The 25,870-nt window shown below is 63.7% G+C and carries 25 protein-coding genes; 12 read left to right on the top strand and 13 right to left on the bottom strand.

From position 1 onward, the window contains the following. The first annotated feature begins 146 nt into the window (after positions 1 to 146). A complete protein-coding gene (locus KUV41_RS01455; RefSeq protein WP_206944158.1) occupies positions 147 to 2,006 on the top strand; it encodes a putative bifunctional diguanylate cyclase/phosphodiesterase in 1,860 nt (619 codons plus the stop codon). Here the strand turns inward: KUV41_RS01455 and KUV41_RS01450 are convergent. The 10 genes from KUV41_RS01450 to KUV41_RS01405 form a co-directional block, all read right to left on the bottom strand. Continuing rightward, positions 1,963 to 2,511 (bottom strand): DUF2878 domain-containing protein, encoded by a 549-nt coding sequence (locus tag KUV41_RS01450; protein ID WP_261395881.1) that lies wholly within the window; start codon positions 2,509 to 2,511, stop codon positions 1,963 to 1,965. The two genes, KUV41_RS01455 and KUV41_RS01450, sit on opposite strands and share 44 nt — an antisense overlap. Before the next feature lie 2 nt (positions 2,512 to 2,513). Continuing rightward, the gene (locus tag KUV41_RS01445; protein ID WP_222483845.1) at positions 2,514 to 3,782 is read right to left on the bottom strand and encodes an SAM-dependent methyltransferase; all 1,269 of its coding nucleotides are present in this window, start codon (positions 3,780 to 3,782) and stop codon (positions 2,514 to 2,516) included. A gap of 86 nt (positions 3,783 to 3,868) precedes the next feature. Beyond that, on the bottom strand, positions 3,869 to 4,678 hold the full coding sequence (locus KUV41_RS01440) for a DUF1365 domain-containing protein (RefSeq protein ID WP_222164136.1): 810 nt from the start codon (positions 4,676 to 4,678) through the stop codon (positions 3,869 to 3,871). Then, positions 4,675 to 6,006: an NAD(P)/FAD-dependent oxidoreductase gene (locus KUV41_RS01435; RefSeq protein WP_222483843.1), complete on the bottom strand. Its 1,332-nt coding sequence runs from the start codon at positions 6,004 to 6,006 to the stop codon at positions 4,675 to 4,677. The genes KUV41_RS01440 and KUV41_RS01435 overlap by 4 nt, the downstream gene beginning before the upstream one ends. Further along, positions 6,003 to 6,815: an SDR family NAD(P)-dependent oxidoreductase gene (locus KUV41_RS01430; RefSeq protein ID WP_222164134.1), complete on the bottom strand. Its 813-nt coding sequence runs from the start codon at positions 6,813 to 6,815 to the stop codon at positions 6,003 to 6,005. Before KUV41_RS01430 ends, KUV41_RS01435 begins: the two co-directional genes overlap by 4 nt. A gap of 68 nt (positions 6,816 to 6,883) precedes the next feature. Further along, complete coding sequence (locus tag KUV41_RS01425) at positions 6,884 to 7,324, bottom strand: nuclear transport factor 2 family protein (RefSeq protein ID WP_222483841.1); 441 nt, start codon at positions 7,322 to 7,324, stop codon at positions 6,884 to 6,886. A gap of 31 nt (positions 7,325 to 7,355) precedes the next feature. Beyond that, the gene (phrB, locus tag KUV41_RS01420) at positions 7,356 to 8,783 is read right to left on the bottom strand and encodes a deoxyribodipyrimidine photo-lyase (protein ID WP_206944144.1); all 1,428 of its coding nucleotides are present in this window, start codon (positions 8,781 to 8,783) and stop codon (positions 7,356 to 7,358) included. Between the two features lie 209 nt (positions 8,784 to 8,992). Then, complete coding sequence (locus KUV41_RS01415; protein ID WP_206944142.1) at positions 8,993 to 9,904, bottom strand: MerR family transcriptional regulator; 912 nt, start codon at positions 9,902 to 9,904, stop codon at positions 8,993 to 8,995. Between the two features lie 160 nt (positions 9,905 to 10,064). Then, entirely contained in the window at positions 10,065 to 10,451 is a 387-nt protein-coding gene (locus KUV41_RS01410; RefSeq protein ID WP_206944141.1) for a sirohydrochlorin chelatase, read from the bottom strand. A 96-nt stretch (positions 10,452 to 10,547) separates the two neighbouring features. Further along, positions 10,548 to 11,570, bottom strand: a complete 1,023-nt coding sequence (locus KUV41_RS01405; RefSeq protein WP_206944140.1) for an NAD(P)/FAD-dependent oxidoreductase — start codon at positions 11,568 to 11,570, stop codon at positions 10,548 to 10,550. Between the two features lie 176 nt (positions 11,571 to 11,746). Between KUV41_RS01405 and KUV41_RS01400 the strand changes: the two genes are divergently transcribed. Then, entirely contained in the window at positions 11,747 to 12,661 is a 915-nt protein-coding gene (locus tag KUV41_RS01400; protein ID WP_222164129.1) for a TIGR01777 family oxidoreductase, read from the top strand. Positions 12,662 to 12,759: 98 nt separating this feature from the next. Here KUV41_RS01400 and rapA read toward each other — a convergent pair whose 3' ends face one another. Then, entirely contained in the window at positions 12,760 to 15,729 is a 2,970-nt protein-coding gene (gene rapA / locus KUV41_RS01395; RefSeq protein ID WP_222483839.1) for an RNA polymerase-associated protein RapA, read from the bottom strand. Between the two features lie 292 nt (positions 15,730 to 16,021). After that, positions 16,022 to 16,831, bottom strand: a complete 810-nt coding sequence (locus tag KUV41_RS01390; RefSeq protein WP_222483837.1) for a TlpA family protein disulfide reductase — start codon at positions 16,829 to 16,831, stop codon at positions 16,022 to 16,024. A gap of 151 nt (positions 16,832 to 16,982) precedes the next feature. On the opposite strand from KUV41_RS01390, the gene KUV41_RS01385 reads away from it, so the two are divergent. Next, complete coding sequence (locus tag KUV41_RS01385; RefSeq protein WP_206944136.1) at positions 16,983 to 17,249, top strand: hypothetical protein; 267 nt, start codon at positions 16,983 to 16,985, stop codon at positions 17,247 to 17,249. Positions 17,250 to 17,253: 4 nt separating this feature from the next. Here the strand turns inward: KUV41_RS01385 and KUV41_RS01380 are convergent, their stop codons facing one another. Beyond that, positions 17,254 to 17,691: a hypothetical protein gene (locus KUV41_RS01380; RefSeq protein WP_206944135.1), complete on the bottom strand. Its 438-nt coding sequence runs from the start codon at positions 17,689 to 17,691 to the stop codon at positions 17,254 to 17,256. A gap of 493 nt (positions 17,692 to 18,184) precedes the next feature. On the opposite strand from KUV41_RS01380, the gene phnC reads away from it, so the two are divergent. The 9 genes from phnC to phnK all read left to right on the top strand — a co-directional run bounded on the left by phnC (position 18,185) and on the right by phnK (position 25,858). After that, on the top strand, positions 18,185 to 19,039 hold the full coding sequence (phnC, locus tag KUV41_RS01375) for a phosphonate ABC transporter ATP-binding protein (RefSeq protein WP_206944134.1): 855 nt from the start codon (positions 18,185 to 18,187) through the stop codon (positions 19,037 to 19,039). Between the two features lie 91 nt (positions 19,040 to 19,130). Next, positions 19,131 to 20,156, top strand: coding sequence for a phosphonate ABC transporter substrate-binding protein (gene phnD, locus KUV41_RS01370; RefSeq protein ID WP_206944132.1), 1,026 nt, complete (start codon positions 19,131 to 19,133; stop codon positions 20,154 to 20,156). Positions 20,157 to 20,244: 88 nt separating this feature from the next. Then, entirely contained in the window at positions 20,245 to 21,039 is a 795-nt protein-coding gene (gene phnE / locus KUV41_RS01365) for a phosphonate ABC transporter, permease protein PhnE (protein WP_206944130.1), read from the top strand. Positions 21,040 to 21,120: 81 nt separating this feature from the next. Continuing rightward, on the top strand, positions 21,121 to 21,888 hold the full coding sequence (gene phnF / locus KUV41_RS01360; RefSeq protein WP_206944128.1) for a phosphonate metabolism transcriptional regulator PhnF: 768 nt from the start codon (positions 21,121 to 21,123) through the stop codon (positions 21,886 to 21,888). Beyond that, positions 21,885 to 22,328, top strand: a complete 444-nt coding sequence (phnG, locus tag KUV41_RS01355) for a phosphonate C-P lyase system protein PhnG (RefSeq protein WP_261395880.1) — start codon at positions 21,885 to 21,887, stop codon at positions 22,326 to 22,328. Before phnF ends, phnG begins: the two co-directional genes overlap by 4 nt. 2 nt (positions 22,329 to 22,330) lie before the next feature. After that, a complete protein-coding gene (gene phnH / locus KUV41_RS01350) occupies positions 22,331 to 22,999 on the top strand; it encodes a phosphonate C-P lyase system protein PhnH (RefSeq protein WP_206944125.1) in 669 nt (222 codons plus the stop codon). Further along, entirely contained in the window at positions 22,999 to 24,162 is a 1,164-nt protein-coding gene (locus tag KUV41_RS01345) for a carbon-phosphorus lyase complex subunit PhnI (RefSeq protein ID WP_222164122.1), read from the top strand. The genes phnH and KUV41_RS01345 overlap by 1 nt, the downstream gene beginning before the upstream one ends. Next, positions 24,159 to 25,034: an alpha-D-ribose 1-methylphosphonate 5-phosphate C-P-lyase PhnJ gene (locus KUV41_RS01340; protein WP_206944120.1), complete on the top strand. Its 876-nt coding sequence runs from the start codon at positions 24,159 to 24,161 to the stop codon at positions 25,032 to 25,034. The genes KUV41_RS01345 and KUV41_RS01340 overlap by 4 nt, the downstream gene beginning before the upstream one ends. Then, positions 25,031 to 25,858 (top strand): phosphonate C-P lyase system protein PhnK, encoded by an 828-nt coding sequence (gene phnK, locus KUV41_RS01335; protein ID WP_222239084.1) that lies wholly within the window; start codon positions 25,031 to 25,033, stop codon positions 25,856 to 25,858. The genes KUV41_RS01340 and phnK overlap by 4 nt, the downstream gene beginning before the upstream one ends. Positions 25,859 to 25,870 lie beyond the last annotated feature (12 nt).

Raw genomic sequence — 25,870 nt, 5'->3', positions numbered from 1 at the left:
GTGGGGGCCGAATGCACCCCGTGGACCTTCGATCATGGTCGTGGTTGCTCGGAAAAGGAATCTTGCACTACAGATTTCCTACTGTCGGCCGATAACGATAGGACAGCAATTTCGCCTGTTCTCTCCAGCGGGAGTCCGTATCGACCATGTGGCCTCGTCTCTCCTTTAACCGCCCGCTGATCTGGCTCGGGCTCTGCGCCATGTCGGCGATTTTATGGCTGCCCAGCGTGTCGTTGCGGCTCGGTGCCGTCGTACTGATGGCGGTGGCGCTGTGGGATGGCTGGCGCCAGATCAAGCTCGAGCAACGCCGCGCGCGGCTGACCGAGCAGGTGATGCGTCAGTCCGGCGAAGCGGTGATGATCACCGACGCCCAGCATCAGATACAGGCGGTCAATCCGGCCTTCACCGAACTATCGGGCTATGAGCTGACAGAGGTTCAGGGGCTGAGCGCCAGCAATCTGGCGGCGGCGCGCCATGACAGCGCCTTCTTCGAACGTTTCTGGCAGGCCTTGACCAGCACAGGTCATTGGGAAGGTGAGCTGTGGCAGCGGCGCAAGGATGGCAATGAATATCCGATGTGGCTGGAGGTTCAGGTGATCTCCGATGCCCGTGGCCATCCCGAGCACCACATTGCCACCTTCACCGACATATCTCTGCGCAAGGCGCGAGAGCAGGACCTGCGACGCATCGGGCGGGAGGATCCATTGACCGGCCTGCCCAACCGTTTTCGGCTACATGAGCTGCTGTCTTCTCGTCTGCGTCACCTGCGTGCAGGAGAAAGCCTGGACCTGGCCCTCATCGATATTGACGGCTTTCGCGAGATCAACGAGAGCCTGGGCGTCAGTGCCGGAGATCGCCTGCTTGCGCGTTTCGGCAAAAGATTGGCCGGTCATGTGGCCGGGGGCGTGGTCGGTCGACTGGGCGGAGATGAATTCATGGTCCTGCGTACCACCACGTACGATGACCACGAAGGCTGGATCGAGGGATTGAAGGCCCACCTGGGGGAGCCGTTTCAGATCGACGGAAGCACCCTGCGCCTGGGCATCACCATTGGCAGCTGTCGTGCCCCCGAGGACGGTGACAATGATGGTGTGCTGTTCCAGCGACTGGAGTCCGCGCTGGTCTCCGCGCGGCGACGCGGCGGCAATCTGTGCCTGAGGTTTCGGCCGGCATTGGACGTCAGCGACAGCCCCAACCTGGCGCTGCTCAATGACCTGCGCGAAGCCCTCGCTCAGGGTGGCCAGCTGGAGCTTCACTATCAGCCCCAGCATCGACTGTCCGATGAGGCCATGGTCGGCATGGAAGCCTTGCTTCGCTGGCGCCATCCACGCGATGGGCTGGTGTCACCGGCCGAGTTCATTCCCCTGGCCGAGCGTCACGGCCTCATGGCCCCTCTGGGGGACTGGGTGATCCACCAGGCGCTGACACAGCTCGCCCATTGGCGTTCGCGTGGGCTGCCGCTGTTGCCGGTGTGGATCAACATTTCGGCCATGCAGCTGTTCCAGGGGGACCTGGAAAAGACCCTTGCCACGGGACGCGCACGCCACGAAGTCGACTCTCACTGGCTGGGGCTGGAGCTGACCGAGTCAGTGCTGCTGGATGATCGTGGCGGCGACATCGCGCCCAGGCTGGAGCGCTTGAGGGATCTTGGGCATCGTATCGCCATCGATGACTTCGGTACGGGGTATTCGTCGCTGGGGTATCTCAAGGAGCTACCGCTGGACAAGCTCAAGCTGGACCGAGCCTTCGTCAAGGCGCTGCCCCACGAGACCGCCGACGCCGCCATCGTCGATGCGGTGATGGCCATGGCCAGGGGACTGGGCCTGGAGGTGGTGGCAGAGGGGGTGGAAACCGCCGAACAGCGTGACTATCTGCGGCAGGTTGGATGTGATGAGGTCCAGGGCTACTTCTACGCGCGACCCATGCCGGCCCATGAGCTGGAGGCGCTATGGCGCGAGAGCGTCAGTCAGCCGCTGGAGAGCGGTTCTCGCCAGGCGGTGGCGTGAGGTAGCCACGAGCCGCCGCCAGGCTGACCGTCAGGCAGATCAGCGCCCAGATGACGGCCTGGCTCGGCAGTAGCCACGGGGCTAGCGCTACCCCTGCCAGCTTGGCGCCGCCGAAATAGGACAGCGGGGCACTGATGGCTCCTCCCAGCGCTGCCAGCCAGGGACGCGCCCACAGCCAGTAGAGCGAGTGATGAATCAGCATGGCGAAAAGAGGCCACAGCCACAAAAGCCACAGCGCCAGTGGTCCCACCCGGACGTCTTCAGGCGCAAAGCGATAGCCCCCCAGCAGCGCCAGGCTACCGTCGATGGCAAGCCCCATCAGCCCGAAGATAACCAGCCAGCGCCACTCCCCAGGGCGCGCCATGCAAAGGAGATGAGCCGCGAGCACCACGCCGCCGACGATGCCGCCCACGCCCGCACCGCCGATGACGCAGGCCAGCCAACCCAGCTGGAAGCCAGCCGCATTGAGCGCAAGCCAAGGCCAGGTTGTCCGAGAGCGGGCCAAGATTACGGCCTTCCGAGCCGGGTCGGAGGACGCGCATCGGGCTTGGCCAGCAGCAGGTGACAGGTGCTGATGGTGCGCTCCAGGAAGGCGGCTTCGCAGTAGCATAGGTAGTAGCGCCACATGCGAATGAAGCGCTCGTCATAGCCCAGCCGTGCGACACGATCCAGATTGGCTTCAAAGCGGTGGCGCCACTCGCGCAGGGTGCGAGCATAGTGCATGCCGATATCATCCAGATCGATCAGGTTCAGGGACGTGTGTCGCGTCAGCTGGGTGAGCAGCACGGTCGGTGAAGGCAGGAAACCACCCGGAAAGATATAGCGCTTGATGAAGTCCATTTCCTTGCGCGCTGCCTCGTAGCGCTGGTCCCGTACGGTAATGGCTTGCAACAGCACCAGCCCGCGTGGGGCGAGCAACGTATCGAGTGTCTTCAGGTACAGCGGCAGGTAGTCGGCGCCGACGGCCTCGATCATTTCCACCGAGACGATCCGGTCATAGCGACCGCTCAGTTCCCGGTAGTCCTGTTTCAACAGCGTGACCTGGTCGTCCAGCCCCTCTTCGGCCAGTCGACGCGCCGTATGCTGATACTGTTCCTCGGAGATCGTGGTCGTGGTGACGCGGCAGCCGCGGGTTTTGGCGGCATGAATGGCCAGCCCGCCCCAGCCGGTACCAATCTCGAGAAGGTGGTGATGGGGCTGCACATCCAGCTTGTCGAGCATGACGTCCAGCTTGTGGGTCGAGGCTTCCTCCAGGCTGGCATCCGGGCTTGGGAAGACGGCGCTGGAATACATCCAGTGCTCGCGGTCGAGGAACGTCTCGAACAGGTCGTTGCCGATGTCGTAGTGCGCCGCGATGTTGCGCTTGGCGCCCTTGCGGCTGTTGCGCTGCAGTCGCAGCAGCCCCGACAGCAGGAGTCGGCCAAGGCTGGCGACCCCTCTTTCCACGTCGTCATTGACCTGATCGATGTTGAGGGCGAACAGGCGAATCAAGCCGACCAGGTCGTCAACGTCCCAATCGCCTTCCATGTAAGCTTCCGCAGCACCCACCGAGCCGCCCATGGCCATACGCTTCCAGGCGCGACTGTGACGCACCACCAGGGTAACGGACAGCTCGCCGTCCTCGCCGAGAAGGTGGCGTTCGTGACCATCGATGAGCGTGATGTGGCCGTGCTTGAGCTTGGCCAAGTGGCCCAGCACGCGAGGCTTCAGCCAACGCGACAGTCTGCCTTCTTCGCTGCTGGCGATAGCGTGCTGCTGTGTTCTCAGGGTGGTCATGTCCTGGACTCCTTGGGCTAACCGAGAGCCGCTTGACGGGGGCGGCGGTGCAGTATCGCTGGCGCTGGACTGGCGTGTGGTCAAGGTCATGACTGACTCTCCCTTGGCTGAGGCGTGGCACCCTCTGCGGGGGGCGGATGATCGTGCAAGGGAACGCCCTTGAGCCACAGCTTGAGCGCCTCCCAATGGATGGCGGCCAGTGTCTTGGTGGCCATCCAGGGCTGGCGTGCCAGCGTCGATATGAGGGCACCGCGCGTAGCAGGCTGGCCCTCCAGGGTGAGCGTGGCATCAAAATGGCGCTGCTCGTCTCGCCAGGTTTCCATGTGCATGAACAGCGCCTCTCCGGGACTGTTGAAGCGCCACTGATAGGTCATGCCCATGGGCAGGAAGGGCGAAACGTGAAGGTCCTTGTCGAACGCCGCGCGATGCGTGTGGCGGCTGCCATCCACTGCGCTAGCGTATCGGGTTCGCTCTCTCCAGGGGGTATTGGTGACCTCTCCCAGCACCGCGCCGAGCCGCTCCTCTCCTGTCTCGTCGGCAGGGTGATAGAGGTAGTAGAGCGATATGGGATTGAAGCTGACCCAGGGTGACGACAGTTGCGTCAGCAGGGTGACGCGTCCCTCTGGGGCGGCTCCCAGACGCTCGCGCACCTCTTCCCTGGCTGCCTCTGCCAGTGACAGTTGCTGGCCTCGGGCGGGCAGGTAGTCTTCCCGGCGGAAACGTGCCAGTGCGGGCCGCCTGGCACTGAAGCCGGGCACACCATCGAACAGTGCGGGGAGCTCATCCAGGTCCAGCAACGCCATCCACACGCGATAGTCGAAGGAGTGCTGGCGAGGCAGAAAGCGGCGATGACGCAGGGTGCCACGATAGATGCGCGAGCGCGGCGTCGTGATCATGACGTCGCCTCCCTGAGACGCTCATGGTCGAGCTCGTCACAGCCCAGCGCCTGGGCCACCCGCAAGGCGCTCCAGACGCCATCTTCATGGAACCCATGACGCCAGTAAGCTCCGCAGAAGTGGGTGCGACCCTGGGTGCCGGAAATCTCGGCGTGGCGACCCTGGGCCAGTGCACCTGCCTGGGTGAACTGAGGGTGTGCGTAGGTGAAGCGTCCAAGTACCTTGTCGGCGGCGATGCTGTCGCTGTCATTGAGGGTCACACAAAAGGTATGCGGCGCCTCAAGTCGTTGCAGGATGTTCATGGCGTAGGTAACCGAGACGTTCGCGCTGTCGGCGCGGCCATCAAGACGGTAATTCCAGCTGGCCCAGGCGCGTGACCGGCGTGGCAGCAGCCGAGTGTCGGTGTGCAGCACGACCTCGTTGTCTGCATAGGGCAGGGCGGAAAGTATCTCGCGCTCCGCCGGGCTCGGATCCTCCAGTAGTGCCAGGGCCTGGTCCGCATGACAGGCCAGGACCAGCTGGTCGAAGCGCTCTTCGCCGCTGTGCGTGCGGATGACGACGGCATCGGCTTCCCGGCGAATGCCATGGACGGGAGTGGCCAGCCGGATGCTGTCGGCGTAGGGCGCAGTCAGGCGGTCAATATAGGTGCGGGAGCCGCCCTTGATGGTGAACCACTGAGGCCTGTCGTTGATCGATAGCAGCCCATGATGATGAAAGAAACGCAGGAAGAAGCGCGTCGAGAAAGCGCGAATGTCGGCCAGGCTGGCGGACCAGATCGCGCCGCCCATGGGCAGCAAGTAGTGGCGCTGGAAGTCTTCACTAAAGCCTTCGCGGTCCAGGTAGTCGCCTAGAGGCAGCAGCAGCGGGTCAGGATCTGTATTCGCGTCATGGTTGGCAAGGTCATGAATCGCCTGGCGGTTGAAGCGCACTATCTGTCCCAGCAACCGGTAGAACGAGGGTCTCAGCAGGTTTCGGCGCTGGGCGAAAAGCGAGGCCAAGGTGTGGCCGTTGTATTCGAAGTCGACGTCAGTGCGATGCACCGAAAAGCTCATTTCGGTGGGCTGGTAGGCAACGTCGAGATGATCGAGCAGGCGCTGGAAGTGGGGGTAGGTCCTGTCGTTAAAGACGATGAACCCGGTGTCGATGGCGTAATCTTGACCGTCCACCTCGACATCGACGGTAGCCGTGTGGCCGCCCAGGCGATCCGCTGCTTCAAACAGGGTGACCTGGTGACGGGCACTCAGGTAGCGGGCCGCTGATAGCCCGCTGATGCCGCCACCAATCACTGCAATACGTTGTGCGTGTGGCCCGGGTTCAGGTCGGGTCATCCGTCGTTCTCCTGCTGTGAAGACATCTCGGTATCGTGTTCGCGTCGCACCAGCCGCTTGCCGATCGCGACCCTCAGGCGCAGGGGCATGACGCCTAGCAGCTTGACCAGGTAGGTAAAGCGGCGAGGGAAGTGAATGTCTCGGCGGCGCGCCGAGAGTCCCTCGAGAATGGCCTTCGCGGCCTTTTCCGGGGTCACGGCCATGGGCATGGGGAAGTCGTTGCGCTCGGTCAGTGGGGTCTTGACGAAGCCAGGGTGAATGACGCTGACATCAATCTGCTGATGGGCCAGGTCGAGGCGCAATGATTCGCAGAAGTAGGTGAGCGCCGCCTTGGAGGCGCCGTAGGCTTCGGCCCTGGGCAGGGGAAGATAGGCCGAGGCGCTGGAGGTGACGGCGATCAGCGGGCGTGAACCTTGGTCGCGGGCCTGATGCAGCAGCGGCAGCGCCGCTTCCAGTGCGTGAATGGTGCCAAAGAAGTTGGGATCGAAATTGTCTCTTACCAGCGAGGTATCGACGCGACCGCCGTCCAGGTAGACGCAGGTGCCGGCATTGAAGATCACCATGTCGAGGCCATCGAAGGCATCAGCGATGACGGCTGCTGCGTCCTTCATCGCCTGCAGGTCGGTGACGTCAGCGGGCACCAGCAGTGCGTTGTCGCGCTGGCCGGCCAACGTTTCAAGGCCTGAGCGGCTGCGGGAGGTCAGTGCCACCCGGTGGCCATCGTCCAGCAGGCGCTGTGCCAGCGCTTCGCCGATGCCTGAAGTGGCACCGGTGAGCCATATGCGCTGTGGGTTGGGGTCGCGAGCCATGTCATCCTCACTGTTGCTGGTACCAGATGCTGCTGACTGCCAGCTACGTGGGATGGCTGGTCAGGGTTTCAACCTGCCGCGATACGCTTGATTCGGCGAACCAGCATTCCCAGTAGGGGCAGGCGTTCGTACAGCAGTGCTCCGGCGTCGAAATAGTCCTGATGGCGAATCACCTTGCCGCCTTCGCCGGAGGCAAAGGTCAGCGCCGAGCAGCCCTCCACGGCGATGGGTTTCCCCCGTGCCAGACGCCGATGCTGCAGTGCCATGGTCCAGGTCACGAACCCATGTTGTCCCTCACGCACAGCATGCCTGAAGTCGAACTGGCACGTGATCACGTTGGCATACATGGCATCGAAATCAGCCTTCAGGTTGTTGATGCCGTTGACCCGGTGGAGCGGGTCGATGAACACGATGTCATCAGAATATATACTGTATAGCTTTTCTGTACAGGTTTTGTCCAGCTTATTAAAGGTGTCGCAGAAGGCTGCCAGCTGCGGGTCGTCGATCATCGTGGTCTCCCTGTCGGTGCTCGCGTCTGCCCTAGTCATCCTTGGACAATGACTTGAAGGCCTCGAGCGCTCGTTCGCGAGCCGCCTTGTGCTCGACAATCGGTCGAGGATAGTCGTTGCTGCTGAGGAGGTCCGAGGATGGGGCGTGGCGCTGGCGTGCCGGGAGGTCAGCCAGCTCCGGCAGCCAGTGGGCAATGAAGTTGCCGTCGGGGTCGAAGCGTTCGGATTGTGTCGTGGGGTTGAAGATGCGGAAGTACGGGGCGGCATCGGTGCCCGTCGAAGCAGCCCACTGCCAGCCTCCGTTGTTGGCCGCAAACTCCCCGTCGACCAGGTGTTCGAGGAAGAAGCGCTCGCCGCGGCGCCAGTCGATCAGCAGGTGCTTGGTGAGAAACATGGCGGTCACCATGCGCAATCGGTTGTGCATCCACCCGGTCGAGACCAGCTGGCGCATGGCGGCGTCGACCAGAGGGTAGCCGGTACGCCCTTCACACCAGGCGGCGAAATCGTCGTCGGCATCGCGCCACTCAAGGGCTTCTGTATGACGTTGGAAAGCGCGGTATCGACATACCCTGGGGAAGCCCACGGCCACATGCTGGTAGAACTCGCGCCAGATCAGCTCGCTGACCCAGGTCGTCAGGCCCTTGTCGCCATCGCTCAGGCTGCCGTCATTGATCGAGATGACGGCCTGCATGCACTGGCGCCAGGAGATCATGCCCATGGCCAGGTAAGGAGACAGCTCGCTGGTGCCTCGCTTGGCCGGGAAGTCGCGGTCCTCCTTGTAGCGTTTCCCAGGGCTGCTGATGGATCCGCTCAGGAAGGCCGATAGACGGTCCGCGGCAGCCTCTTCTCCTGCCGGCCACCGGCGGCCATCGACCGCCTTGTCATCGTAGCGAGTGCGCTGACGGGCTGTTGCTGACACTTCCACCGGTGATTGCTTGGCAGGCGCGTCCAGCACCTCGAGGCGTTCGCTGCTGATGGCCTTGTGCCAGGCTTTCGAGAAGGGGGTAAACACGCCATAGTAGTCGCCCTTGCCGGTGAGCAGCTCGCCTGGGCTGAAGGCCACTGCATCGCGGAAGGCACGCACCTCCAGGTCGCTGTTGTCGCCAGCTTCCAGTACCGCCTGGTCACGTTGCCATTCGTCCAGCGGGTACTCGCGATTGAAGTACAGCGCATCTGCGCCGAGCTCGTCGGCCAGGCGCATCAGCGCTTCGGGCGCTTCCTTGAAGGTGGGCGTGTCGAGCTGGATCAGCGGGATATTGCGCTGTGCCAGGGATTCTCCCAGTGCTTCGACACCGCGCGCGATGAAGTCGAGCTTGTTGTCTCCATGTCCGTGTTCGCGCCATTGCTCCTGGGCGTGAAGAAATACCGCGATGACGGGACCCCGCTGGCTGGCATGGAACAGGGCGGTATTGTCGTGGACTCTCAGGTCCGTTCGGAACCAGACCAGGGTGACAGGCATGGAGTGGCCTCCTCGTGTTGAAGGATCGGTCATGGAGGGTTGGGCGTCGGCAGACGATGGCTGGCCGGACGTTAGAGCACTAGCGAGGAGGTCTGGCGAGAAGCGTTGGGCGGCGCTTCTCGCCTACAAAGGGGCGCCCTCGGTATTGATGGATCGGTATTGATGGGCCGGTGCTGATGATCCGGTGTTGATGAACCAGTACTGTTGGATCAGTGCTGGCGGATCAGCGGCCTCAGACGATCAAGCGCCATGGGAATGTCGTCACCCAGCACCTCAATCTCGCTATCCTGCAATTCAGCGGCCCTGATGCGCGCAACGGGACCACACAATGCCAGCGTGGTATCGAGCTGCTCGGCCAGGCGCGGCAGCAGTCGGCGCACCACGTCTGCACGCTCTGCCTTGCCGCTGCACAGCACCACTGCGCCAGGACGCAGGCGCTCGAGAGCCAGGGGCAGGTCGGTGAAGGGGAGAGGATCATCCATCAGCACAATGCGATAGCCCCTCTCGCTGGCGGCCAGCGCCATCATCAGCGTCCAAAGCGCGCCATCATCGTCAGGCAAGGTATCCAGCAGCAGGGTGGGGCCGCGGGCGATTCGGTTGGCGTGAAACAGCCGAATGCCGATACGGGTGCGCAGGAAGCTCTCCAGTGTGCGTCGCTGCAGCGCGGCACCCAGCTGTCCCTCCCAGCGCTCTTCGAGTTCCAGGATCACCGGCTGCCATAGCTCGGTCAGGCAGGTACCGACCGGATACAGCGCCAGTGCCTGCTGATAGAGGCTGTCCAGGTGGTCCATGTCCAACGCGTCGACCGCACTCAGTACCTGCCGGCGTTGACTTGGCCAGTCGCCTGCCGCGGTGGGGGCAGGTTCGGCCGGCTCGGGTTGCGCCAGCAGGTCCTTGACCTGACTGACGGGCACGCCGCGATTCAGCCATTGCAGGATGCGCTCGACCCGCTCAATGTCCTCGCGGGCGTACAAGCGGTGCCCCTTGGGCGTGCGACGGGGTTCTATCAACCCATACCGTCGCTCCCAGGCGCGCAGGGTCACCGAATTGACCCCGGTTAACCGCGAGACTTCGCGGATGGGGTAGAGAGGAGATTCGGTGGGGGGCGCCGTATGACTCATGGGGGCCTCGATGCGTGTCCTGTTGCGAAGTAAAAGCGCGAAAGCGCCGTGTCCTTTGAACCTGCTGGATCAAATCGACGGTACAGCCAGTGCCGAGCTGTACAGACGGTACAAAGTGTACAACAGCTTTACTGCTTTTCGCTCACGCTGTTTGCATGTGTTACTGGTCCGCGTCGAGCGATTCCCCGACCTGATCCGCGACCGCACTGGCCAGCGCTTCGACGAAGGCCGGGTGTTCGCCAACCGGTGGAAGCAGTGTCAGCGACAGCTGGTCGTGCTCCGCCTTCAGGGCGTCGATCTGCGCGGGCACATCCTTGCGCAGATGGCGGCCAGCGGCGAAGAACAACGGCAATACTTCGATCTGGTGAATGCCGCCCTCGCTCAGTTCCGCCACGGTGGCTTCCAGGGATGGCTCGCACAGCTCCATGTAGGCCAGCCGGATGGGCGTTCCCAGACGTGGCACCAGCGCATCGCGGAATTGCTCGAATGGGGCTCGCCACTTGGGGTCGCTGGATCCGTGTGCGAGAAGTATCAGGGCGTATGACATGAACGGATTCCTGTTAAAAAGCGATGATCGCGTGGTATCTGCCGGTGAGCAGGGTGCCGAAAATGTTGCGGTATCCCGCTTCGGTTCGCCAGACGTTCATGGCGCGCCCACCAGCGACACGAGGCGTTCGGCGGCATGGCTGCCGGATAGCCAGGCATCTTCGATGCGCCCGCCTCGGCAGCCATCACCGGCCAGTACCAGGCCGCTGTCGCCGATGCGGTGGTCTTCCTCACCGAGGCAATTGACTGCGTTGGCGTAGCGCCAGCGATGGGCACCTCCCAGGGTGACATCGGGCAGGGCGGTTGCCGCTGGCAGTCTATCGGTGAAGGCGTCGAGCAGTCGCTGGGCGATCGATGATGCGTCATCTTCGAGATACTGTTGGCTCCAGCGCTGGGTGGCTAGCAGGACCACGGTTTCTGCCGCTTCATCTCTGCCGGGTTTGGTGTTGTGGCGAATCGCCAGGCGTATAGGGCCTTCGTCGAAACGGGCCACCGGCCAGCCTGGGTCCACCCCGGGAAGGGTTAGCGGTGCGTCGAACGTGACCCAGGCACTCCAGCAGGGCTGCATGTCGATCTCCGAGCATGCGGCGGCCAGCGCCGGATCATGAGGTCGCAGCAGCGGCGTTGCCTGGGGAGCCGGCGCGGTCACGACCACGTGATCGAAGGGGCCATGGAGATCCTGATGGTGATCCTCCAGCCACCAGCCATCTAAGCGTTCGTGCAATTGGGTGATGCGGGTGGAGGGGATCAGCTCTTCCCCCGTCGCCAGGTGTCGAGTCAGGGCGCTCATGCGTGGGGTGCCGCAGTAGCGTGATTCGTCGTCCTGATGCGAGCGCCATTGCCGCTCATGGTCGACGCAGTACAGCATGCTGGGCCAAGGGGCCACGATGTCAGCCTCACGCCAAGTGTCGACAGCGGCTTGGAAGTCGGGATGTCGCGCCGTGAAGTGCTGAGCGCCTAGGTCCAGAGACTGTTCACCTTGTCGCCTGGAACCTGCACGGCCACCTGGACCGCGTCCCTTGTCGAAAAGGACGGCGCGGTGACCCAGTGCTGTCAGCCGATTGGCACAGGCTAGCCCGCTGATGCCTGCTCCAATGATGGCAACTTGTCGTCGCATCATGTCCGACTCCCAAGCTCGGCGTGTTGTGATATGACCTAAGCGTACAAATGATGTACAACTTGAGTCAAATAAACTTCTCGACCAGCCGTGAGCGCAACGTCTAGGCTGATGAGAAGCGCAGGTGCGCAGCCGTCAGCGCTGATCGCACATCTTTGAGGGATCAACGAGAGGTGTCCATGCGAGTATTGATCACGGGTGGCAGTGGCTTTGTCGGGCAACGTCTATGTCGCCGGCTGGTCGACAATGGCCATCGGGTGCAGGTGGTGTCGCGCGCGCCAGCCAAGGCGGCCAAGGCCTTGCCAGAGGGCGTCGATGTGCGCAGCAGTGCCTTGGACTTCGTCGACAAGCCCCCTGCTGCGCTGGTCAATCTGGCCGGTGAGCCGATTGCGGACAAGCGCTGGAGCGATAGCCAGAAAGAGCGGCTCATTGACTCGCGGGTGAACGCCACCAAGGAGCTGGTGATGTTGTGCGAGCAACTGTCCCAGACCGCAAGCGCTCCGCAGGTACTGGTCAGTGGCTCGGCCATGGGCTACTACGGTGATCAGGGCGGGGGCGATGACGCTGCGCCAGTGACCGAGCAGACGACACCCCATGATGAATTCGTCCATCGCTTGTGCCAGCGCTGGGAGGATGCGGCAAGGGGGGTAGAGGCCTATGGGGTACGCCTGGCCATCCTGCGAACTGGCCTGGTGCTGGATCAGGGTGGGGGCATGCTCAAGAAGCTACTGCCGCCCTTCAAGCTCGGGCTGGGCGGACGGCTGGGCAAGGGGGATCAATACATGCCGTGGATCCACCGCGAGGACTTGGTGGAGATGCTGCTGTGGTTGATCGAAAAGCCCCATCTGTCGGGTCCCTTCAATGGCAGTGCGCCGCAGCCGGTGACCAATCGTGAGTTTACCCGGGCCATCGGTCGGCATCTCAAGCGCCCAACGCCCTTTCCGGTTCCGGCGCTGGTGCTTGAGACGTTACTCGGAGAGATGTCCAGGTTGCTGCTGACGGGCGCACGGATGGTGCCTCAGCGCTTTGAGGAGGAGGGGTTCACCTTTCGTTACCCGACCTTGGATCAAGCGCTGGAGGATATCCTCGCCTGATACCACCAGGCCCCGACCACGCGGTGAGGGGCCCGGCGGCCCTGGCAGGCCGCCAGGGAGGCGCTGGTGCATTCTCGAGCGCTGTGGTGCCCGCCGGGTCAGCGGGTGTCGTCGTCGATGGTCACAATCACGCGTACCGCGTCGAGCCTTAACCGGGTGCCTTCGATGGCCTGATCCAACGCCTGACGTTCCTCACGCAGGGCGGTGATTTCATCCTCGCGCACCGATGGGTTGCGTCGTGCCAGGGCTTCCAGTCGCGTCAGCTCGTTGTCCAGACGCTGACGCATGCGTACCTGGGCGGCTTCGACGATCGTCGGCAGCTCGCGCTGGGCCTCGGCTTCGGCGCTGTCGAGCAGGTCTCTCAGCTGGTCGTGGCGGCTCTTGATCAGGTCTCGAGCCACGGCTTTCTTGACCTTCTTCAGGTTCTTCGACAGACCCGTGAAGGACACCTTGTCGGTCAGGTTGGCGCCTGATTCGTCAAGCAGCACCCGCACGGCGGTGGGGGGCATGAAGCGGTTGAGGTGCAGTCGCTTGGGGGCCGGACAGTGGGTGCGGAAGACCAGCTCCGCCATCAGCCTGCCCGCCGGAATCGCCGGGTGCTTGAGCAGTGCCAGGGCGGTGTTGCCCATGGCGCCGTCGAGAATGCGCCCCATCATTTCGCGCACCAGAGGGTGCTCCCACGACAGTCGTTGGACGTCGTCCCTGGCCAAAGCCCGTGAACGGGAAGTGGTCACGGTAAAGCCTTCTTCCCCCTTCACCAGCCCAGGTAGGCCATCCAGCATATGAGGCCCAGGGGTCAGCAGCGTCAGATCGTTGCCCAGTTCCTTGCTGTCGACGCCGAAGATGTCCAGCGCCTGATCGAGGTAGCGCGGCAACGCACGGTCTTCATCGAGCTCGACAATCGCTTCGCGCACGGCTTCGACCCGCTCCGGGCGACAGGCGTTGAGCTCCAGCAAGCGGTTGCGGCCCGCATCACGCTCTGCCAGCTTGGCGTCGAACAGCGCGCGTGTCTCAGTGATGACGTCGTCCAGAGCCTCGTCATCCAGCAGGCTTTCGGCCAGGTCATCGCCGAAGGCATCGAACAGCTCATTGCCAAGTCCGTGGGGCGCGCTGAAGGCATCCATGCCCTCCTGGTACCAGCGCAGCAGCTTCTCGCCGGGGCTACCCTCGAACACGGGGACATGAATCTCGATGGCGTGGCGCTGGCCAATACGGTCGAGGCGACCGATGCGCTGTTCGAGCTGATCCGGGTGCAGTGGCAGGTCGAACATCACCAGGTGACGGCAGAACTGGAAGTTGCGGCCTTCGGAGCCTATTTCAGAGCAGACCAGCACCTGGCAGCCGTCTTCATCGTCGGCAAAGGCGGCGGCGGCGCGGTCGCGCTCCACCAGCGACAGATCCTCGTGAAACACCGGAGCCTGGACACCGCCGAGCACTCGCAGGCCATCAGACAGCCCCTGCGCGGTTTCGCGATCATGGGCAATCACCAGCACCTTGTCATCGCCCATCTCGGTCAGGCGTTCCAGCAGCCAGGTCACGCGTGGGTCGAACTGCCACCAGGGCTCTGCGTTGAGCGGATCCTCGCTCAGTGCGCTGTACATGCCATCCAGGTAGATCATTACTTCGGGATGATCGAGCCCGGTCTCGATCAGCAGCTCGTCCAGATAGTCTTCATCGCGGCCAAGGCGGCGCAGCACGCGACGGTAGGAGGACGGCAGCTCAAGCTTATCCACGTGCAGGCGGCGCTCGGGGAATCCACCCACATGGCGGCGGCTGTTGCGGAACATCACCCGCCCCGTGCCGTGCCGGTCGAGCAGTTGGTCACGTAGCTGGGCGCTCGCCAGCTCGCGCTGTTCGCTGCTGCTTTCGGGGTTGGATAGCGTCGCCAGCAGGGCCTGGCTGTCGCTGTCGTCGGCGACGGCCCCGATCGCGTCGCGGGCACTGGCATCCAGGGCGTGCTCCGAGCTGCCGGCAAGTGCGTCGATGGCTTGGGCCACGCCGACATAGCCTTGTTCTTCGGCGCGGAAGGCGTCGAGATCGGAATAGCGGTCACGGTCCAACAGCCGGAGGCGTGCGAAGTGGCTGGCCAGTCCCATTTGCTCCGGAGTAGCGGTCAGCAGCAGCACGCCCTCGGTGGCATCGGCCAGACGCTCGACGCAGGCGTAGCCCGGGCCGACCTCCTGCTCGCTCCCCTCGTCCTGTTGGTCCTGGTCATGCCACTCAAGGTGATGTGCTTCGTCGACGATCAACAGGTCCCACTGGCAGGCCTCCGCCTGGCTCTGGCGGTGAGGATTGGCAAACAGCCAATCCTGGCTTGCCAGCACCAGCTGGCCAGCATCGAAGGGATTGCTGTCACCGTGGGCCTGGCTCTGCTGTTCGTCGAGCAGGGTCACCGATAGCGAGAAGCGGCGCAGCAGCTCCACCAGCCACTGATGGGTCAAGCTCGCCGGCACCAGGATCAGCGCGCGCTCGACCCGGCCAGTCAGCAGCAGGCGGTGCAGAATCAGCCCAGCCTCGATGGTCTTGCCCAGCCCCACCTCATCGGCCAGCAGCACGCGTGGCGCCTGGCGGGAGGAGATCTCGTCGGCGATGTAGAGCTGATGCGGAATCAGATCGATGCGAGGCCCGGCCAGGCCGAGTGCCGGATTCTGCTCCACCCGGTGGTGGTGGTGCAGGGTACGAAAACGCAGGTCGAACCAGTCGTTGCGATCGACCTGGCCGGTCAGCAGGCGGTCACGGGCCTGGTCGAACTGCATGCTGTCGGCCAGACGGGCCTCCGGCAGCTCGCACAGCTCGCCAGCGTCGTCCTCGCCGATGTAGACGATCAGTCCATCGATTTCCTTGGTATCGTCCACCGTCATCTGCCAGCCCTCGGCAGACTGGATGCGGTCGCCGCTGCCGAAGGCGACGCGGGTCAAGGGCGCGAGACGGGTACTGTAGGTGCGGGTTTCCTGGCTGGCGCCGAAGAGCACGGTGACGCTGCGCGCGTCGCAATTCAGGATGGTGCCCAGGCCGAGTTCGGCCTCGCCGTCGCTGATCCAGCGCTGGCCGGGAGAGAAGTCGCTCATGATGCCTCGGGAGATGCGTCGTTACGGTTCGTGGTCGCGGGCCGGGCCCGCCGCCGACAGGGCGCGGTATCTTACAGCAATCTTCAGTCTGGCTTAAGCGCGATTGTCGCGCCGGGGATGACTTTGCAGAGTCGTCGCAGGCCGATCCCGTGACGCGGGGGAGCAAAGCGGCGATGTTGCAGGCGACGGGAAGAAGGCGACAGAAGATGGGCGGGCCGAGGCGGGGTGGCCGCCTCGGTCCTGAGACTGCGGGTGCGTTTCACCTGCAGTATAAGAAGAGCGTGGCAGCTGCTCAGCGATTCAGCCAGTCATCCAGCAGGGGCAGCGTCAGCTCCCCCACATGGCGTTCGAGGAGCTTGCCATCGGCACTGAACAGCAGGGTCGTCGGCAGGCCAGGGGATTGGCTTGCGGCCAGCAGCTGTTGACGCGGGTCGAGCAGCGCGTAGCGGAAGTCGAGGTCGGCCTGATCCAGATAGCGGGTGACCTGAAGGAGCGGCTCGCCCTGATTGGCCATGATCACGGTGACATCATCGCGCTGATCGATCTTGGCCAGCAGCGGCATCTCCCGCCGGCATGGGGGGCACCAGGTCGCCCATAGGTTGATGATCATCGGCTTGCCGGCAGCGTCGCCCGTCAGCGTACGCAAGGCGATAGGCGCTCCGTCGACATCTTCCAGGGTCAGCTCTGGCACCTGCTGCGGAGCAGGGCTGGCGGACAGCGGGGCCCAGCTGACCAGCGCCAGCCAGCCAAGTGTCGCCAGCAGGGTCAGGCCTTGGGCGCCCAGCAGGGCGGCCATACGATCACGCAGCGCCCACAGGGTCCAGAGGGCCGCGGCAGCCAGCCCCCACACGGCACTATACCCAGGCAGCCACAGGCTCACGATATCGAGCCTGTCGTCCCGATACGCCTCCCAGTGCATCACCACATGTCCGAGACGAGCACCGAGCAACCAGGCCAGCATCAGGCCGTTGAACCAGCGACCATGGCGGCGGCGCGGAAGCCCCAGCAGAAAGGCGCTGGCCGCGAGCAGCAGTAGGGTGATGGCGAGTGCGTAGAGCCGGGGCAGGCTCACTAGCACCGGACCAATGGCGATGGCATCCATGGCGGGGAAGGCTCCGTTGATCAACGCGAGGGCACGAAAAGTCGATAGCGAGCAGGTACACTGGGCGAACCCGATTCGGCAAGGCTACTGCGCTCGTCGGGCGCTGTCATCTTGCGTCAGGCCGCCAGTCCCTCATTTATCAGGATGCGTGATGCCCTCACCCAAGACCTTCGACCCTCTGCGCGCGCTGGCCATCAGTAGTCAGGCGCTGGGTTTCATCATGATCTTCGTGCTCGGCTCGACCCTGGAGTCACCGCGGCCGTGGCAAGGCCTGACGTTGCTGCTCATGCTGGTTGTGGCGCTGGCTGTGGCCGTGGCGCGACGCTATCGCAACAATCGGGTGCAGAAGCAGCGTGATGAGCGCCGCAAACGCCTGTTGCAGGACGATGACGAGGCGCTGGATGAGGGTTTCGACTGACGGATCACCGGCGCGGAGTATCGCGCTGGGTGCGGGCTAAGGTGACATGCCGGCACGCGCTGGGGTCGATGGCGGTCAGCCTTAGCCAATGGCCTTCCGGAAGCCGGCACAGCACGACTCGGAAGGCGCATTGAGGCGAGGCGCTGTCGGGCGCATCCCAGCTTCTCACCCACCCGCAGGCGTCTCCGCATTGCTCCAGGCGCTGGCGCAGCCTGGGAAAGTCCGCTGCACTGACCTCCAGATTAATGGTGCGCGGTGGGGTCGGCGTCGTGCTGGCAAGTAGCATCAGCACGTGAGTCGTGTCCCCACCGCCTAGCTCCAGAGTGACGCCTGTGGCGCTCACCACCAATGGCCGCAGTTCCAGCACCTGTTCGAAGAAACGATGCATGGTGGCCAGGTCGGTGACTTCCAGCGCGCTGGGTTCCAGGCTCAGATGCTGCATAGGCTGTCTCGCATAGGGACGTTACCTTTTATAGGGACGTTACCTTTCACAGGGACGTTACCTTTCACAGGGACGCTGCCTCTTTCAGGTGCGCTGTCTGTCAGTCTGGTCGCGGTTGCCAGAACTTTCCCTTTGAACCTGCCAATCATGCCCATGGCCTGGCGCTATCCCGGGTATCCCTTGCTCCTGTCAGGCCACCTTCGGCGGGTATCCGATCGCCTGAACAGCACGCCAGCTCATCGCTGCACCGCCGTGAGTCGTCGCCTCAAGCGAACACGGACAGCGCTCGAGCGGAATATGGCTGTGCGGTGGCATTTGCGTTACAGCACAGTGACGCCAATATTTAATGTCCTGTTTTTTAAAATAATTGTCTGAAAAGGCCTGGGCTGACGTCGATGCGTCCGGGTGAATTTGTCACATCAATGACATTGTCTAGACAACATGCCTTAACCTGCCGCCTGCAGACTGATGCCATTCCAAGAGGAGAGGCATCATGTCCATCCCCACCATCGTCGTCGAGCGACTCAACAAGACGTTCGGCCATCGCCAAGTGCTCGAGGACGTCAGTTTCGAGATCACCCCAGGCGACATCGTTGCCCTGATCGGTCCCTCCGGTTCCGGCAAGTCGACATTGATGCGCCACCTGGTCGGATTGACCTGCTGTAACCGACATACCGGCGGTCGGGTGAGCCTGCTGGGCCGCGAGGTACAGGCCAGTGGCCGGATCAAGCGTGCCAGTCGTGGCCAGCGCTGCCGTGTTGGCTACATCTTCCAGCAGTTCAACCTGGTCAATCGCCTGAGTGTGCTGACCAATGTGCTGATCGGGCAGCTGGGGCGCATGCCTCGCCTGCGCGCGCTCAGCGGGCGCTTCAGTCAGGAAGAGAAGCAGCGGGCCCTCGAGTGCCTCGCCCGGGTCGGCCTGGAGGGCATGGCCTATCAGCGCGCCAATACGCTCTCCGGTGGCCAGCAGCAGCGCGTGGCGATCGCGCGGGTATTGATGCAGGACGCCGACGTGATTCTCGCCGACGAGCCCATTGCATCGCTGGATCCGCGAAGTGCCCGTGAAGTGATGGAGATTCTTCAGCGAATTCATGCCGAGGACGGTCGTACGGTCGTCATCACCCTGCATCAAGTCGACATCGCCCGGCGTTACTGTCATCGCGCCATCGCGCTCAAGGATGGTCGGCTGTACTTCGACGGCAAGACCTCTGAGCTGACCGATGCGCGCCTCAGCACCCTGTACGAAAACGCCGGGCTCGATGAGCTTCGTTCCGGCGCCCAGCCCGACTTGCCATCGCCGACCCGAGAGCCGGCCCATGCCCAGCCCGCGGTGGCGGCGCATGTCTAGTTCGGACGGCTGACGGCAATCCAACGCGATACCGACAACGACTGCATCACCTCTTATCTAGAACACCCCCTGCACCCCCCAGGAGATACCCATGCTTTTTGCTAATGTTCGCCGCCTGTCGCTGCCGCTGATGGCAGGTCTTGGTCTTGCTGCCGTCACTCAGCTGGCGGCCGCCGATACCCTCAAGTTCGGCATTATCTCCACCGAAGCGAGCCAGAACCTGGCACCGCTGTGGGACCCCTTCCTCGAGGACATGTCCGAGCAGGTAGGGATGGAGGTCGAGCCGTTCTTCGCCACTGACTACGCTGCGGTGATCCAGGCCATGCGATTTGGCCAGATTGACCTGGCCTGGTACGGCAACAAGGCGGCCATGGAGGCGGTGGACCGTGCAGGAGGCGAGATCTTCGCCCAGACCGTGGCCGCGGACGGCTCCCCCGGCTACTGGAGCTTGATGATCGCCCACCAGGATAGCGACCTGCATGACGTCGACGACGTGCTGTCCAATGCCTCCGATCTGGTGTTCGGCAACGGTGATCCCAATTCCACCTCCGGCTTCCTGGTACCGGGCTACTACGTCTTTGCCAAGAATGGCGTCGACGCCGCTACCGCCTTCAAGCGCACGCTCAATTCCAGTCATGAGACCAACGCACTGGCCGTGGCCAACAAGCAGGTCGACGTGGCTACCTTCAACACTGAAGGCATGCAGCGTCTGGAAGTGACGGCGCCCGACAAGGCCGAGCAGCTGCGGGTGATCTGGAAGTCGCCGCTGATCCCGTCCGATCCGCTGGTGTGGCGTAGTGATCTGGATGAGGCCACCAAGGACACCCTGCGCGAGTTTTTCATGAGCTATGGCGACGATGCCGACGAGCAGGCCATCCTCGAGCCGCTGCAATGGGCCGAATTCGTCGCTTCCAGCAATGATCAGCTGCTGCCGATCCGTCAGTTGGCCCTGTTCAAGGAGCGTTCTGAAGTGGCCAAGGATGACAGCCTGAGTGAAGGGGACCGCGAGGCCCGTCTGGCCGAGATCGATGGCCAACTCGATGACCTCGATACGCGCATGAAGGCCATCCAGGCGGCCGAGGCAATGCCCGAAGACGCCGCCGCCAACGCAGGTTGATGGTTCGCCGGGCCGTCTATCGGCGGCCCGGCCTCGGTTTCAGCGCCGTTCGTGACAGCGCATGACTTAAGCCCTCTGTGGAGAGCGCATGAGCACTCAAACCCAATTATCCGGTATCAGCATGCCGCCCAAGCGCAGCTGGACCACGTTGGCGCTATGGGGTCTGGGCCTGGCGGTATTGGCCTGGTCCTGGCAGGGCGTCGAGATGCAGCCCAGCCTGCTGTTTACCAATGCCAGCAACATGGCAACGTTGGCCGGCGACTTCTTCCCGCCTGCGCTGGGCAACCTGGATCACTACATTGACCAGATGCTGGTGACGATTCAGATCGCGGTATGGGGCACCCTGCTGGCCATTCTGGTGGCGATTCCAGCGAGCCTCTTGTGCTCCGAGAACCTGGTGCCCTGGTGGGTATACCAGCCGGTGCGCCGACTGATGGATGCCACCCGTGCCATCAACGAGCTGGTATTTGCCATGCTGTTTGTGGTGGCCGTAGGGCTGGGACCCTTTGCCGGCACCCTGGCGCTGTTCGTGCACACCACCGGCGTTCTCGCCAAGCTGTTCTCCGAGGCGGTGGAAGCCGCCGAAGCGGGCCCGATGGAGGGCATACGGGTGACCGGTGCCGGGCGTATCGAGGAGATCATCTTTGGCCTGATCCCGCAGGTATTGCCGCTGTGGATCTCGGTCAGCCTGTATCGCTTCGAGTCCAACATTCGTTCGGCCACGGTGCTCGGGATGGTAGGCGGCGGTGGCATTGGCGTGGCGCTGTGGGAAACCATGCGCGGATTTCAGTATGCCGAAACCGCCACCATCATGCTGGTCATCATCGTCGCCGTGACCTCCCTGGACATGGCGTCACAGCTGGTGCGTAAACGCTTTATCTGATCGCGGTCGTGGCAGCTTGCGCCACGACCGCCATCAGCTCCACACGGCTGTGCTACATCGCCTTCTTTTTTTGGAGTGAAGATGTCTAGACAAGTTGCCGAAGCCGCAGGGCTGCCGCGCTACCGCATGCTTGCCGATGTGTTGTCCAGGGAAGTGCGCGGGAGCTATCGCGCCGGCGACCTGCTGCCCAGCGAAGCGGCACTGGCACGACGCTTCGGCGTCAACCGTCACACCGTGCGTCGGGCGCTGGACGAACTGGTGGCTGCTGGAATGGTGACACGCCATCAGGGGCGTGGCACCCAGGTGGTGGATCGCCGCCTGGACTATGCGGTGAATGCCGCCAGCAAGGTGACGCACAACCTGGCTGAGCTGGGCCTGGCGACCGAGACCTGCTGCCTGACCCAGGCGATGGTGGTGCCCCCGGAAGCCATTGCACAGCGCTTCGGCTGCGCCCCGGGGGACAGCCTGCTGTGTGTCGACACGGTGCGCTACGTGGATGAAGCGCCGCTGCTGCGCTTGCGCCACTGGTTCGACCCGCGACGGGTACCCGGTTGGCAAGACCGCTATCGCGGTGGCTCTACCCGGGCACTGCTGGATCAACACTATGGGCTGCGGCTGAGCCGCTCAAGGGTGCGGCTGGAAGCCGTCCAGGCCGATGACGCCGACAGTCGGCTGCTGCGCTGCCCGCGGCAGGCTCCACTGATGGTGCTGACCAGTGACAACGTCGACGAGGAGGGGCGGCTGGTCGAAATCTCCGTCAGTCGCGCTCGCGCCGATCGTGTTGCCTACCACTTCGACTTTCCGACGGACGAACGTCCGCAGTTTCAAGACGACGAGGCTCTCTCATGACGTCGACCATGACCCCAATGCAACGTCACCGCCTGCTGGCGTTGACGCCCTTCGAACGTCTTGCCCAAGGCTGGCAGTCACTGGGAATCCAGGCGAGACATCGCTGTGTGCGCGGACCAGAAACCGGCATGGCCATGGTACGCGGGCGCATGGGCGGCAGTGGCTCCGCCTTCAACCTGGGTGAGATGACATTGACCAGAGCCAGCGTGGCCCTGGACGACGGCTCGCTGGGACATGGCTGGGTCCGCGGCCGAGACAAGGCCCACGCTGAACTGATCGCGCTGGTCGATGCCTGTGCGCGACACGACCACTGGGCCCGGCGCATCGACAGCGAACTGATGGCGCCGCTGGCGCAAGAACTATCACAGCAACGCGAACAGGCGTCGCGCCAGTCTGCGGCCACGCGCGTCGACTTCTTCACCATGGTAAGGGGCGAATGAACATGACAGCACCACGCGAGGAAAGCGTCAGACCACACGACTGGCCAGGCCTGACCGATGCTGTACACGACGCCCAGCAGCGCTTTCGGCGCTTGCTGGGGTGCATGTCGGAGCCGGGCACCTTGACCAGCATGGCGTTGCCGTCGCTGCCGCCGGGAGCAGCGATTTCGTCGGCCGCCTGGGGGACGCTGCTGGCCCTGTGTGATCTGGAAACCCGAGTCTGGATCGATGCCACGCTTTCCGGGGCAGGCCTCGCGGCAGCCCTGGCCTTTCATACCGGCGCCCGGGTCACACCGGACCCGGCCAACGCCGACTTCGCGCTGGTGACGCCGACGACGCTCACCCAGGTCGAGGAATTTGCCTTGGGCTCCGATGCCTGGCCGGATCGCAGCACCACGCTGATCGTGATGGTCGAGACCATCGAAAGCCAAGGTGACTGGCAGCTTTGTGGGCCAGGCGTGCCCGGCGAGCGTCGCCTGGGACTGGGGGATCCCGATCAGGTACGCCCACTGATGCGCGTGCTGCACGCCAATCGTGGTCGTTTCCCGCGAGGCCTGGATGCCTTTATTACCTGTGGCACGCAGCTTACCGCCATTGCCCGTAGCACCCGCCTTAGCGGCCCTGGACTGGAGCAGCCTGAGTTGTCATCTGCCCGTGAGGAGATTGCCTGATGTACGTTGCCGTCAAAGGAGGCGAGAAGGCCATCGCCAATGCCCATCGCTGGATGGCAGATCGCCGTCGGGGTGACCGTCAGCAGGCCGAGCTGGCCGTGGCTCAGGTTCAGGACCAGCTGGGGCTCGCGGTGGATCGCATCATGGCCGAGGCCTCGTTGTACGACCCGGAGCTTGCAGCGCTGGCCTTCAAGCAGGCCAGCGGTGACACCGTGGAAGCCGTATTTCTGCTGCGTGCCTACCGCACCACGCTGCCGCGACTGGCCGAGACCCGCCCGGTGAATACCAGCGACATGTGCATCGAACGGCGCATCAGCGCCACCTTCAAGGACGTGCCCGGCGGTCAGGTGCTGGGGCCGACCTATGACTACACCCACCGCCTGCTGGATTTCATGCTGCTGGCGGGTGGTGACCGTGACGTGGCAGAACCGGAACAGGCGGATCAAGACCTTGAGGCCTGCCCCCAGATTCTCGACTGCTTGAACCAGGAGGGGCTGATCGAGCGGGAGCAGGATGATGGCAGCGAGCCCTATGACATCACCCGTGATCCCCCCGACTTCCCGGTGGATCGTGCGACACGCCTGCAGATGCTGGCTCGCGGCGACGAAGGGTATCTGCTGGCGCTGGGCTACTCCACTCAGCGGGGGTATGGCCGCAACCACCCCTTTGCCGGCGAGATTCGCCAGGGGACGGTGGAGGTGGAGATCGAGGTCGAGGGTTTTGACGCACCGATCTGCGTTGGCGAGATCGTCATGAGCGAATGCCAGATGATCAACCAGTTCGCGGGCAATGGCGACAGCGCCCCGCAGTTCACCCGAGGCTACGGCCTGGCCTTCGGCCGCAACGAGCGCAAGACCATGGCCATGGCACTGGTCGACCGGGCACTGCGTGCCGAGGAGCTGGGTGAGCCGATTCAGAGCCCCGCCCAGCAGGCCGAGTTCGTGCTGGCCCACGCCGACAGCGTCGAGGCATCGGGCTTTGTCTCACACCTCAAGCTGCCCCATTACGTCGACTTCCAATCCGAGCTGGACCTGATTCGCCGGTTGCGCCGCGAACACGCAGAGCGCACCCAAGGCGACACCCGGCACGCGCAGGCGAGCGGTGCTGACACCGCCGCAGACACTGCCACAGCGCCCACCGCTTCCAAGGAGTGCGCCCAATGATCGCCAACAGCAGTATCGCGGACGCCGCCCAAGGCGAGGCCAGCGGCTACAACTTTGCCTATCTGGATGAGCAGACCAAGCGCATGATTCGGCGGGCACTGCTCAAGGCCGTGGCAATTCCGGGTTACCAGGTGCCCTTCGGCGGTCGCGAGATGCCGATGCCCTACGGTTGGGGCACCGGTGGCATGCAGCTGACGGCTAGCGTGCTGGGGGCCGACGACACCCTCAAGGTGATCGATCAGGGGGCGGACGATACCACCAATGCGGTCAGCATCCGCGCCTTCTTCGAGCGCGTAGCCGGCGTCGAGACGACCACGGCCACCGGCGAGGCCAGTGTCATCCAGACCCGTCACCGGATTCCCGAGAAGACCCTGCGGGCGGACCAGATCCTGATCTTCCAGGTGCCTATCCCTGAGCCGCTGCGCTTCATTGAGCCCAGCGAGGAGGAGACCCGCGTCATGCATGCCCTGGAAGAGTACGGGGTGATGCACGTCAAGCTGTACGAGGACATTGCTCACCACGGCCATATCGCCACCACCTATGCCTATCCGGTCAAGGTGGATGGCCGCTATGTGATGGATCCCTCGCCGATCCCCAAGTTCGACAACCCCAAGCTGCACATGAGCGAGGCACTGATGCTATTCGGTGCCGGGCGCGAGAAGCGCTTGTATGCGATTCCCCCGCATACCCGGGTGGAGAGCCTCGACTTCGAGGATCATCCCTTCGAGATCCAGGCCTGGGAGCAGCCCTGCGCCATCTGTGGCGCGACCGACAGCTACCTGGACGAGGTCATCACCGATGACCAGGGAGGGCGCATGTTCGTGTGCTCTGACACTGACTATTGCAACACTCGCCGCGAGGACATGGCATGAAGCGTCCACAGCTTGAACGGCCCGCGCTGCTGAAGGCTCGCGGTATTCAGCGCCTCTACGGCCCTGGCAAGGGCTGCGAAGAGATCGACTTCACCCTGCACCAGGGGGAGGTGCTGGGGATCGTCGGCGAGTCCGGCTCGGGCAAGTCGACGTTGCTGCGCGTGCTGTCCGGCCTGGAGAAGCCGGACCAGGGGCAGGTGATCTATCACCCGGCTGAACAGGGCTGCGCAGGAGTGGCGGGCGAGATGGGCAGCGATGGCGAGCTCGACCTGTACGCCATCAGCGAGGCACGCAGAAGGGCACTGCTGCGCATGGAGTGGGGCCTGGTTCACCAGAACCCGCGTGATGGCCTGCGCCTGGGGGTCTCTGCTGGCGCCAACGTTGGCGAGCGCTTGATGGCGATGGGCCAGCGCCACTATGGCGAGCTGCGTGCCGCCGGCCAGGACTGGATGAGCCGGGTCGAACTCGACCCCGAGCGTATCGACGATGCCCCCCAGACCTTTTCCGGGGGGATGCAGCAACGCCTGCAGATCGCGCGCACCCTGGTGACCCAGCCGCGCCTGGTGTTCATGGACGAGCCCACCGGAGGGCTCGATGTATCGGTCCAGGCTCGCTTGCTGGACATGCTGCGCACCCTGACCCGAGAGCTCGGCCTGTCGGTGATTCTGGTGACTCACGATCTGGCCGTGGCGCGCTTGCTGGCCCACCGGTTGATGGTGATGCGTCGGGGCCGGGTAGTGGAGGCCGGGCTGACCGACCAGATCCTCGATGATCCACAGCATCCCTACACCCAGCTGCTGGTGTCCTCGGTGCTGACGCCATGATGGTTTCTCAGG

It is taken from the genome of Halomonas sp. DP8Y7-1 (genome assembly GCF_019801685.1).
Lineage (GTDB): Bacteria > Pseudomonadota > Gammaproteobacteria > Pseudomonadales > Halomonadaceae > Halomonas > Halomonas litopenaei_A.
This window is presented reverse-complemented; position numbering and strand designations above follow the sequence as displayed.